The organism is Kordiimonas lacus (genome assembly GCF_001550055.1).
Lineage (GTDB): Bacteria > Pseudomonadota > Alphaproteobacteria > Sphingomonadales > Kordiimonadaceae > Kordiimonas > Kordiimonas lacus.
This window is the reverse complement of the sequence record NZ_LRUA01000006.1, coordinates 595,311-607,060: the sequence shown is the minus strand read 5'-3', so window position 1 is coordinate 607,060 and position 11,750 is coordinate 595,311. Positions and strand designations below refer to the sequence as shown.

Genomic DNA, 11,750 nt, shown 5'->3' with positions numbered 1-11,750 from the left:
TTCTACGCCATGAAAAAGGCCCCTGTGCTTCAACAGAGGCCTTCATTGATCAGTTTGTAAAGACAGGCGTTACTCGGCCTTCACCAGCGCGTGACGCTTCTTGCCGGCCGAAAGCTTGATCTGACCGTCATTCAGGGCATCCGCCGAAACGACGAGGTCTTCGCTTTCGACCTTGGCGTCGTTCAGCTTGGCACCGCCCTGTTTGATCAGTCGGCGGACTTCGCTTTTGGACGCGCCGAGGCCCGCTTCGATAAACAGGTCAACCACATTGAAGCCGGCCTGCAGTGCTGCGGCGGGGATGCTTACAGTTGGCAGGTCAGCGCCTGCGCCTCCCTTGATGAAGGTTTCCCGTGCCGTTGCTTCCGCAGCCTTCGCGGCATCGGCGCCACGACAAAGCTTGGTCACTTCATTGGCCAGGATCACCTTGGCGTCGTTGATCTCTGAGCCGCCGAGCGCTTCCAGGCGACGAATCTCGTCCATCGGCACTTCGGTGAACAGGCGCAGGAACCTGCCGACATCAGCGTCCTGCGTGTTGCGCCAGAATTGCCAGAAATCGTAAGCTGGCAGCTGTTCTTCATTGAGCCAGATGGCACCGGACGCGGTTTTGCCCATCTTCTTGCCGTCAGCCGTGGTGATCAGCGGCGTCGTCAGGCCAAACAGATGCTTGCCTGCCTTGCGGCGCGCCAGTTCCATGCCGTTGACGATATTGCCCCACTGGTCTGACCCGCCCATCTGCAGCACGCAGTTGTGGCGCCCGGCAAGCTCCATAAAGTCGTAGGCCTGCAGGATCATATAGTTGAACTCAAGAAACGTCAGCGGCTGTTCGCGCTCAAGCCTGAGTTTCACACTGTCAAACGTCATCATGCGGTTGATGGTGAAGTGCGGGCCGATTTCGCGCAGGAACGGGATGTAACGCAGGTCATCCAGCCATTCGCCGTTATTGACCATCACAGCGTCGCTGGCATCGTCGCCGAACGTCAGCAGCTGATCGAAGATAGTGCGAATGCCCGCCATATTGTCCTCGATGATCTCATCGGTCATCAGCTGGCGGCTTTCGTCGCGGCCCGACGGGTCGCCGATTTTGGATGTGCCGCCGCCCATCAGGACAATCGGCTTGTGGCCGGTCTTCTGTAGCCAGCGCAGCATCATGATCTGGACAAGGCTGCCGACATGCAGGCTACGGGCCGTGCAGTCGAAGCCGATATAGGCAGAAATCGGACCTTCAGACATTTTGGCGTCCAAAGCCTCCAGGTCAGTTGCCTGGTGGATAAAGTCCCGTTCGGTCAGGACTTGCAGAAATTCCGATTTCAAGTTGGTCATTGATCTGGTCCAAATAGATGATGTCGTGCGAATAAAATTATTTAAGAGCGGGCTGATGTAGCATACGGTGGCGGTAAGGCAAAGCCCCAAGCGGGTGCAAAAGCGTAGGAGACAGGTGTTTTATGTCAGTTTTGGGTGAAGCAGGCGATATCAAATGTGTCATCGGCCTGATGAGCGGCACTTCGATGGATGGTATCGATGCAGCCATGATCTATACGGATGGTGTTCGAATTGAACGCCTGGGCCCATCGCTGACACTGCCATATACCCCCGAGATGCGGGCGCAGGTGAAAGAATGTCTTTCCCTGGCAGCTGGGTGCGCAAGCCCGGAAAATCCGCCTGAAGCCATCAAACAACTGGATGACGACCTCGCTGATTGGCACGCAGAAGCCGTGTTTGAGCTGTTGGCGGTTACCGGGCAAACGCCGGAAGAGATTGACCTGATAGGCTTTCACGGCCAGACGCTGACCCACCGGCCGGACCGCGGCTGGACCTGGCAGCTGGGGGACGGCGGCCGGCTTGCCGGCCTGACGGGCATCAAGGTGGTCAATGATTTCCGCACGGCTGACGTGGCAGCGGGCGGTGAGGGCGCGCCCCTCGTGCCGCTTTATCACGCGGCGCTTCTGGCCCGGGCTCGGCGACACAATGTGGTGGCAATCTTGAATATCGGTGGTGTCGCGAATGTAACCTGGGTGAAATTTGGCACTGATGGGGAAGACCCGCAGATCATGGCGTTCGACACCGGACCGGGTAATGCCATGCTGGATGACTGGGCTGAAATCCATACCGGAAAGCCGGTTGATACCGACGGTAATCTGGCGGCACGGGGCTTGTGCCACGAAGAAGTTGTCATGGGGCTGATGGCTTCACCATATTTTGATGAAACCCCGCCCAAAACGCTGGACAGAGACGACTTCAACATCCAGACCGTGCGTGGCTTGTCAGCTGAAGACGGGGCCGCGACGCTCACCAACTTCGTGGTGGAATCGGTCATTTCAGCCCAAAGCCATTTCCCAAGCCCGCCAGAGGCCTGGTATGTCGCTGGTGGCGGCAGACATAATCCAACCCTGATGCGGCGCCTCAGACGGCGTATGCCGGTGCTGGTGGACCCAGTCGAGGTGCTGGGCTGGCGCGGTGACGCGCTGGAAGCCGAGGCCTTCGCATTCTTGGCTGCTCGCACAGAACGGGGGCTGGCGCTTAGCTTGCCAAGCACGACAGGCTGTTCTGCACCAACTCCGGGCGGCGTGGTTCATCTGCCGCGGGGCCGGCGCTTGCGGCGCTAGTTAACGATTTTTTCGTTAGTCAGTTGTATCATTCCTTAAGGTTGTAGTGCAGGGGGCTGGAGCGTGGCTTGCTGACGAAAACAGACTTTCAGAATTTTATCGACTATTGGCAGCGCCATGCCAATGAAGCTGGCGGTATTCCCTACCGTTCGGCCTTCGTGCTGAGGGATATACCCAGAGTTGCGCCCTATTTCTATCTGCTGGAATGGCATGGGCCAACCACGGCGACCGTTCGGTTGCTGGGGACAGCTCTTGATGCTTTCATTCCAGACCTGCATGTGGGGGGCGATTTTCTGGGTGTTTACAAGGGTGAGCAAAAAGATTTCTATGCCAGGGCCATGGCGCCGGTTTGCGGCCATCCGTGTGGTGCAGACCTGTTGCGTCGCATCACACTGCAGAATGGGCGCTCTGTTGAGGTTCGTGGCGTGGGATTCCCGGTTCGGTGTGAGAGTGGCCCCGTGACATTTCAGCTGGGGCTGACAGAAACCCCTGATCCAGATACACCGCTGGGCTTCACTGATGAGTTCAAAAGGGCGCGGTCCAGCATTTTGTCGCTGGACTATATCGATATCGGATACGGCATACCCAAAGAAAAACCGGCATTCCCACCCGAAGGTGACTATGCCGGTTCCCCAAAATAGCTGTCTGAACGGGCTTAATCGCCGGCGGTAAGCCGCTTGTTCAGATAATTGTTCACTGATGTCATCAACTGGTTCAGTTCACTTTCAAAAAAGTGGTTGGCGCCCTTGATGTTGTCGTGATGAATGGTGATGGACTTCTGTGCCTTCAGCTTTTCGACCAGTTTCTGGACCGAGATTGGCGTCACAAGGTCATCCTGGTCGGCCTGGATGATAAGGCCGGAGGACGGGCAGGGCGCCAGGAAGGAGAAATCATACAGGTTGGCCGGTGGGGCCACCGAGATGAAGCCTTTGATTTCCGGGCGGCGCATCAGAAGCTGCATGCCAATCCAGGCACCGAAGGAGAAGCCTGCGATCCAGGTGCCGGTCGAATTCTCGTTCATCGACTGCAGCCAATCAAGCGCTGATGCTGCATCAGAAAGCTCACCAGTTCCATTGTCGAATTCGCCCTGGCTGCGGCCAACCCCGCGGAAATTGAAGCGAAGGGTGGCAAAGCCACGGTGTGCAAAGGCGTGATACAGATAATAAGTAACCTTATTATCCATCGTACCGCCATACTGCGGATGCGGGTGTAGGATCAGCGCAACGGGCGCAGTATCGGTTTTACCAGGTTGATAACGGCCTTCGAGGCGACCAGCTGGTCCACTGAAAATGATTTCGGGCATTGACGATCTTTATAAATCTTATGGTTAATGATGGCTTGTTGGGCACGTGCACCCATCATGTATCCTGATCCCCGTATATAGAGTTTTGGTACCGATTCGCAAGCAATCTCATGCGTTTGGTGAAAAATAGAATTGATCAGGCCCTTGTTAGGGCCTATGTGATGGCCTTATGAAGCGCTTAGTTTACCTTGATTATAACGCCACGAGCCCGATCCGGAGCGCGGTGATAGACACCATGACAGCAGTAATGCAGTCGGTGGGTAACCCGTCGTCTGTCCATGCGGCGGGGCGTGGGGCGCGGGCGAAGGTTGAGGAAGCCCGGGCACAAGTTGCTGCGCTTGTGAATGCCCGGCCACGGGATGTGGTTTTTACCTCGGGCGGTACAGAAGCATCCAACACGGTGATTCGGGGTGTCGGCGCAGCATCCATACTGGTTTCCGCGATCGAACATGATTGCGTTTTTGCAGCGGCAAAGGAAAGCGGCCTTCCGACATATGTGATTCCCACATCCGATCAGGGCGTCGTGGATATGGAAGCGTTGCGCGGCCTGCTTGAGAAGGCGGAAAAGCCGGCACTGGTGTCTGTGATGCTGGCAAACAATGAAATTGGCGCGATACAGGATGTGGCGGCAATCGTCGCACTGGCCAAAGAATTCGGCGCGCGGGTGTTTACAGACGCCGTGCAGGCTGCAGGCAAAATCCCGCTTGATTTCAAGGCACTGGGTGTTGATTACCTGAGCCTGTCTGCCCACAAGCTGGGCGGGCCGCAGGGCGTGGGCGCCATTGTGCTGGGGCCGACAGCGCCGCTGAAGTCCCTGATCCCAGGGGGCGGGCAGGAACTTTCGCGCCGGTCAGGGACCGAAAATGTCGCCGGAATAGCCGGTTTTGGTACAGCGGCCATGGAAGCCATGGTGGGCCTTGGCGATATGGACCGCATTCGCGCGCTCAGGGACAAGCTTGAAAGCGAAGTTCGCGCCACAGCCAACGACGCTATTGTTGTGGGCAGCGGTGCAGACCGACTGGCCAACACCAGTTGCCTGATCATGCCGGGCGTGAAGGGCGAAACGCAGGTGATGCACTTTGACCTGAACGGCATTTGCGTCTCAAGCGGATCTGCCTGCTCAAGCGGCAAGGTGAAGGTTTCGCATGTGTTGACGGCCATGGGCTTTGCCCCAGAATTGGCAGAATGCTCGATCCGGGTCTCGTTGGGCTACCGTACCACCGAAGAGGATGTGGACGCCTTTGTCGCAGCCTGGAAATCCATTTATACTCGTACACGGGCAAGATAAACGCGGGAGACACCGCTTTATGGTGACGACACCCATCTATCTGGACTATCAGGCCACCACGCCAATGGATGAGCGGGTGCTTGACGCCATGATGCCTTATCTAACCAGCAAATTTGGCAACCCGCATTCCTCGACCCACCGATTTGGCTGGGAAGCTGAGGCTGCACTGGATATCGCGCGCGAACAGGTAGCCGAGGTGATCGGCGCTGATGCGGGCGAGATTTATTTCACCTCTGGGGCGACGGAAGCCAACAATCTGGCGCTCAAGGGCATCATGGATGTCTGGGGCAGGAAAAAGCCCCATCTGGTGACCGTGGTAACCGAGCACAAATGCGTGCTGGAGGCCGCAAAGGCGGTTGAGCGGGCAGGGTACCGTGTCACCTACCTACCGGTGCGCCCCAACGGTCTGATAGACCTGGACCAATTGGCGGAAGCCGTGACGGACGAGACAGCGCTCGTATCGGTGATGGCGGTCAATAACGAGATTGGTGTGATCCAGCCTATGGCTGACATTGGTGCCATCTGCCGGGCGAAGGGCGCACTGTTCCATACGGACGCAGCACAGGGCTTTGGCAAGATTACGCTCGACGTGAACGCCATGAACATCGACCTGATGAGCATTTCCGGCCACAAGATTTACGGCCCGAAGGGCGTCGGCGCGCTTTACAAGCGGTCGGGTCGCCAGACTGCCCTGACACCCCAGATGTCCGGCGGCGGGCAGGAAGGCGGCATTCGTTCCGGAACCCAGGCGCCTGCGCTTGTCGCCGGGCTGGGTGCTGCCGCGTCCATATGCAAGGCTGAAATGGCGCAGGAAAAAGACCGGTTGGCGCATATCATGAACCGCTTTAAGTCTAAATTATTCAAAGAATTACCAAGTCTTCTTGTTAATGGAGATGAAGAAATGCGCTGGGCTGGCAACCTGAATCTCAGCTTCCCCGGTCTGGACGGCGATCTGCTGCTCGCGAATATCCGGTCGCTGGCGGTCTCATCGGGTGCTGCGTGCGCATCAGCGGTCAGCGGGCCTTCCTATGTGCTGCAGGCCATTGGTCGGACCGAAGCGCTGTCGAAATCGGCGCTCAGGATCGGGATCGGGCGGTTCACAGGCGATGACGAAATCGATTTCGCGGCAGAGACGCTGATCAGTGCCGTCAGGGAAATGGGGGGATTGAAGTCATGAGCAAGGTAACGGTGACATTCCTGCTGCCTGGAGGCGAAGAAAAGTCGGTTCAAACAGAGCCAGGTGTAACCGTGCTTCAACTCGCTCATGAACTGGGTATCGACATGGAAGGTGCCTGCGAAGGAAACATGGCCTGTTCAACCTGCCATGTGATTGTGGACGATGCCCACTTTGACCGGTTGCCTGAAGCCAGCGACGACGAAGAAGAAATGCTTGATCTCGCCTTGGGCCTCAGCGCCACATCGCGCCTTGGATGCCAGGTGGTGATCACGGCTGACCTGGACGGCCTTGTCCTTCGGGTGCCCAAAGAACATCGCAACATGATGGGCTTTTAAGGGGGCCTGCTTCTGGCAGCCTCCTCCATTCTTCACAAGTCATCAGTTGAAATTCCAACCGCTTTTCGCCATATTTTGCTTAGTCGCTTAAAAAAAATAGAATGGCGACCCAATAGCGAGGGAAAACTTATGACCAGAAACCAGCTCTTTATTGCATTGGCCGGCGGTGCAGCCGTCCTGGCTTTTGTCAGTGCCAAACTGACATCCGGTGACAGCGACCGATACGATATTGTCGTGACGTCTGACGGTGACCGGGTCAGTGTTAGCGGTGACGAGATCGAGATTGAAGGCCGAGGCGGCGACGTCGTCGTTCACACCAAAGATGGTACCGTTAGCTGCAAGAAAAACGGTGGCACCATCGTGGTGGAACGCTCAGACGGCACCAGCACTGAAATTATCTGCGACTGATAACAAAAAAGGCGGACCATCGGGCCCGCCTTTTTCTTTGACATCTGTGTAAGGCTCAGTCGAACCGTTCGGGAAGGTGATCTTCCTCGATAAGGTCGGTAAAGCGCGTGCAGTCTTTTTCGAATGCCAGATGCACAGTGCCCACAGGGCCGTGACGCTGCTTGCCGATAATACATTCGGCCTTGCCGTACAGGTTTTCCATCTCGGCCTGCCACTGGACGTGCTTTTCCTGGTCGGATTGGGACGGCTCTTCCTTTTCCTTGTAGTATTCTTCCCGGAACACGAACATCACCATATCCGCGTCCTGCTCGATCGAGCCTGATTCCCGAAGGTCAGACAGCATCGGGCGCTTGTTTTCGCGCTGCTCCACACCCCGGCTGAGCTGCGACAGCGCCAGAACCGGCACATGCAGTTCCTTCGCCAGGCCCTTCAGGCCCCGGGTGATCTCGGAAATCTCCTGTACCCGGCTGTCGGCGGCCGTCCCCTTGCCGGACCCGCGCAGAAGCTGGAGGTAATCGACCACCACAAGGCCCAGGTTATGCTGGCGCTTCAGGCGCCGGGCCCGGTTCCGGAGGGCCGCGATGGTGAGGGCAGGGGTGTCGTCGATGAACAGCGGCACATCTTCTAGCTCGATGGCTGCGCGGGCGATGGCCTCGAACTGGCGCTGGTCCAGGCTACCCTGCCGCATCTTGTGCGACTGGATCGGCTCAGGCCCGTCATAAACCAGGTTCGCCCGGTCCGAGAGGATACGCGCGGCCAGCTGGTCGGCTGACATCTCGAGGCTGAAGAAGCAAACAACGGCGCCCTTGGATTTCTCCGGTGGGATACCGGCAAGGCGGTCATCCGCATAGCGTTTGGCGGCGTTGAATGCGATATTGGTGGCGAGCGCGGTTTTCCCCATGGCCGGTCGCCCGGCAAGGATCATGAGGTCCGAGTTATGCAGCCCGCCAATCTTGTCATTCAGTGCAGCCAGGCCAGTGGTGACACCGGAAAGGCTGTCAGGGTCCTTGTAGGCGTTCTCAATGTTCTCAACGGCAGTACGCAGGGCTTTTGAGAATGCCTGCGCGCCCGTTTCCGCCTGGCCCATTTCGGCCAGATCGAACAGCTGCTTTTCGGCATCCGCGATCTGTTCCGTGGCTTCAACGTCAACGGGCGCGTCGTACGCGTCGTTCACCATCTGCTCCCCGATCTGTATGAGCGCGCGGCGCATGGCATGATCATAGATGGTACGACCGTAGTCTTCGGCATTGATGATGGTGGTGGCGGATGCCGCCAGGCGCACCAGATAGCGCGCCCCGCCCACATCCGCGAGCGCCTCATCATTTTCGAAGTAGGGTTTGAGTTTGACCGGATCCGCAATCTGGTTCTTGTCCATCAGCTTGAGGACACTTTCATAGATGCGGCCGTGCACGGGCTCGTAGAAATGTTCCGCGAGCAGGAAGCCCTGAACTTTCTGCGCAGCCTCATTGTTCACGAGAACAGCCCCCAGAAGCGCCTGTTCGGCTTCCAGGTTATGAGGCGGCTGGCGATAGTTCAGCTCACTGCCTTCATCGTTGGCAGCGTCCTTCTTGACAGCTTCCATAAAGTGCAACCCTCCGTGGTGCGTTTCCAAACCCTGAGCCCAGGCCTCCTCCCCAGGGGTCTTGCGCCCCTCGAGCCTGGTGAGGGCAGACAATACAGATTTCAGCGGATGATCCAACCGCCAATTCGGGTTTTCCACCACAGAGTTTTCCACAGGGGTATAACTATGGGGATAAGTCGGGGCGCGCGTGAAGTTTGGGTGGCATTTTAGCTTTAATGTGTCATTAACACTTTGGTGTAACGTTGGGAACTCAGGCAAACGATGGGGCATCCGGCAGATGGGGAATACCGGCACGGACAAAGCGGCACCGCAAACCGCCGATGATACAGGCGATGGCTATACCATTCCGTTCGGCGATTTTGCTGGTACCTATGTGCCATTCAACGACCCACTGTTTCCCTTTCAGGCCAACCTGACGGGATTCATGTATGACGATACGGGCGCCTATACAGAAAGCGCCCATATCAATATCCTCCCCGTTTGGGATGAGTATGACGGCACCGGCATATTGATAGCTTCGGTTGAAGAGATTGATTTCCGTCATCCTGACTTGGAAGGGGCACAAGTCGATAACGCCCCTGTGTCGTACGAGGAAATGTTCCAAAACATTCAGCATGACTACACTCATGGCACGAGCACAGCCGGGATTATTGGGGCAAGGGCGGGAAATGGCATCGGGTTGGCTGGCGTTGCTCATGGATCGTCGATCTTGGCAGGGTATAGCATCTATAATGGTGTGACCGCAGAGTTGAATGCAGATGTGGATATTGTGACTAGATCCGTGTCTGGCGGCTTCTTGCTGTCTTCCGATTTGAATGGTGGCTATAGTGGTGCAACGGATTTCCTGGCTGAGGGACGTGATGGCCTTGGCATCGTCTGGGTGAATGGATCAGGAAATTGGCGGTACAACGATTCCACTACCGATATTTCCTGGGGCCTGAATGAACTCTATGTTTTGTCGGTCGGTGCCGCGTCGCCCAACGGCTTTGTCACCGTTTTCTCTGTTGCAGGCTCTGCGCTTCATATGGTTTCGCCGTTGGCTCAGGCCTTTCTTGGGGCAAAGTCCGACACCACGTTGAGCCTGGATCGTCCCGGAAATTGGGGGGAGATAAAGATACTCGGTGCCGAGATTACTGAGTTTGAGATAACAGGGCAGGCGCCGCAGGAGCCCGGATTTTACCTTCAGGTTGTAGAAAATTCGCTGGCCCATGCTGCATTAGAAGCTGGCTTTGAAGACGGCGACTATATTTTTTATGGCGGTACTTCTTCCAGTGGCCCCCTTGTTTCCGGGGCCACGGCACTGGTGCTGGAGGCTGCATCCAATAATGTTTTCGGCGACACTGAATTGGGGTGGCGTGACGTTCAGGAGATATTTGCGCTGTCGAGCGCCCATACAGGGAGTGGTTTCGGCATTACGGAACGAGACCTCTACGATCATGAACTTAACTCTTGGATAATCAATGGCGCCAGCATTCTGAATGGGGGTGGGCTTCACTGGTCGGCTGATTATGGCTTTGGCATGCTTGATGTTCACGCCGCCGTGCGTCTTGCTGAGACATGGACCATGACCCGCCACAGCGGTAATCTGGTAGAGCAGAGCCATAGCTTCGCTACTGCGTCTGAGACGATTACCTATGGCGCTGACTTGACTTTTAAGTTTGTGGCAGGTGATGCGGACGCGATTGATATTGACGGCGTTGAGCTCCAGTTTGACATCGTTCATGACGCTTGGCCTGAATTGGAAATGATTCTGATTTCGCCGTCCGGAACTGAAATCATCCTTTTCGATACCCCCGAATTAACTGCAAGCGCACCCCATGAGAGCGCCAATACAGGCCAGCTTGAGTGGGATCTTCTTGCGCGTGGTTTCTGGGGCGAGGAGAGTGCGGGCGAATGGACACTGGTGATCCGCGACACGGTCGATAACGGCAACTCGGGCACCGTGAACAGCCTGTCGCTGATGTTCCTGGGCGACGCGGCCACTGACGACGACATCTATTATTTCACTGACGACTGGGCCTTGATGAATGCGGCCAATGGCGGGGTGCCTGTGCTTGACGATGCTTTGGGCCAGAACAGCATCAACGCCGCCGCGCTGATGGAGGCTATTCTCCTGAAGCTGGCGCCGGGCAGCACATCAAAGATCGGCGGCGAGACGGCGTTCAAAACCTCTGCTGACGCCGTGTTTACGCTGGGCATCGGCACAGACCAGGACGACACACTTGTGGGCGCTGCGTTTGACGAGACGCTCTACGGCATGCAGGGCGATGACCGCATGTGGGCCGGCGCGGGGGATGTGGGCGCCGACAGCTATTATGGCGGCGATGGTGCCGACATCATCGGCGTGGGCGCAGGCAATGACCTTGCGGTCGGCGAGGCTGGTAATGATGCCATCTTTGGCGGCGCGGGCGATGACACGCTTGTGGGTGGCTTCTGGGAAGGCGGCAGTGCGAGTGCCGTTGGCGGCGGCCACAATGAACTGTGGGCCGGTAGCGGCGATGACGTCATCCATGGTGCCAACGGCAATGATGCGCTCGGCGGCGGCACTGAGAGCGACACCATCTACGGCTATGGTGGCCACGACATCCTCTATGCGGGCAAAGGCGCGGTCTCTGACACGCTGGATGGCGGTGCCGGGCAGGACACGCTCTTTGGCGGCGGCGGTGACGACATGCTTTCCGGTGGCGGCGGCAATGACCTGATCTTCAACGGCGCAGGCAGTGACACGGCCACAGGCGGCGACGGCGACGATACCCTGTGGGGCGGCGGCGGCGATGATCTGCTCACGGGCGGCACGGGCGCGGACATCTTCGCTTTCACCAGCACCAACGGCAGTGACACGGTGACGGACTTCGACGCGGCCGAGGATATCCTGCTCCTGGACGGTTCAGGTTTTGCTGACTTGGCCGCCCTGAAGGCCGCGACCACGGAGGACGGTGCTGGTGTTACCATCAGCTTCGGGGATACCGTGATCATCCTGTCTGGCATCAGTCTCGATGACCTGACAGCGGCCAACGTCATGCTATAAGCCAACAAAAAAAGGCGGCCACTTGG

General features: G+C 57.4%; 10 protein-coding genes. 7 read left to right on the top strand and 3 right to left on the bottom strand.

Annotated elements, in window-relative coordinates:
• Positions 1–69 precede the first annotated feature (69 nt).
• Positions 70–1,320, bottom strand: a complete 1,251-nt coding sequence (tyrS, locus tag KORLAC_RS11060) for a tyrosine--tRNA ligase (RefSeq protein ID WP_068306509.1) — start codon at positions 1,318–1,320, stop codon at positions 70–72.
• 122 nt (positions 1,321–1,442) lie between these two features.
• On the opposite strand from tyrS, the gene KORLAC_RS11055 reads away from it, so the two are divergent.
• Entirely contained in the window at positions 1,443–2,603 is a 1,161-nt protein-coding gene (locus KORLAC_RS11055; RefSeq protein ID WP_068306507.1) for an anhydro-N-acetylmuramic acid kinase, read from the top strand.
• 68 nt (positions 2,604–2,671) lie between these two features.
• Positions 2,672–3,244: a PAS domain-containing protein gene (locus KORLAC_RS11050; RefSeq protein ID WP_068306505.1), complete on the top strand. Its 573-nt coding sequence runs from the start codon at positions 2,672–2,674 to the stop codon at positions 3,242–3,244.
• Positions 3,245–3,258: 14 nt separating this feature from the next.
• Here KORLAC_RS11050 and KORLAC_RS11045 read toward each other — a convergent pair whose 3' ends face one another.
• A complete protein-coding gene (locus KORLAC_RS11045; RefSeq protein WP_068306503.1) occupies positions 3,259–3,906 on the bottom strand; it encodes an alpha/beta hydrolase in 648 nt (215 codons plus the stop codon).
• A gap of 169 nt (positions 3,907–4,075) precedes the next feature.
• On the opposite strand from KORLAC_RS11045, the gene KORLAC_RS11040 reads away from it, so the two are divergent.
• From KORLAC_RS11040 to KORLAC_RS11025, 4 genes are all read left to right on the top strand, one after another.
• Positions 4,076–5,194, top strand: coding sequence for a cysteine desulfurase family protein (locus tag KORLAC_RS11040; RefSeq protein ID WP_068306501.1), 1,119 nt, complete (start codon positions 4,076–4,078; stop codon positions 5,192–5,194).
• 19 nt (positions 5,195–5,213) lie between these two features.
• Entirely contained in the window at positions 5,214–6,371 is a 1,158-nt protein-coding gene (locus tag KORLAC_RS11035; RefSeq protein WP_068306499.1) for a cysteine desulfurase family protein, read from the top strand.
• Positions 6,368–6,706, top strand: a complete 339-nt coding sequence (locus KORLAC_RS11030; RefSeq protein ID WP_068306497.1) for a ferredoxin family 2Fe-2S iron-sulfur cluster binding protein — start codon at positions 6,368–6,370, stop codon at positions 6,704–6,706. The genes KORLAC_RS11035 and KORLAC_RS11030 overlap by 4 nt, the downstream gene beginning before the upstream one ends.
• 129 nt (positions 6,707–6,835) lie before the next feature.
• Positions 6,836–7,114, top strand: a complete 279-nt coding sequence (locus KORLAC_RS11025; protein ID WP_068306495.1) for a hypothetical protein — start codon at positions 6,836–6,838, stop codon at positions 7,112–7,114.
• Between the two features lie 55 nt (positions 7,115–7,169).
• Here the strand turns inward: KORLAC_RS11025 and KORLAC_RS11020 are convergent, their stop codons facing one another.
• Entirely contained in the window at positions 7,170–8,696 is a 1,527-nt protein-coding gene (locus tag KORLAC_RS11020; protein WP_068306493.1) for a replicative DNA helicase, read from the bottom strand.
• Positions 8,697–8,973: 277 nt separating this feature from the next.
• Between KORLAC_RS11020 and KORLAC_RS11015 the strand changes: the two genes are divergently transcribed.
• Positions 8,974–11,724: a S8 family serine peptidase gene (locus KORLAC_RS11015; protein WP_068306491.1), complete on the top strand. Its 2,751-nt coding sequence runs from the start codon at positions 8,974–8,976 to the stop codon at positions 11,722–11,724.
• Positions 11,725–11,750 lie beyond the last annotated feature (26 nt).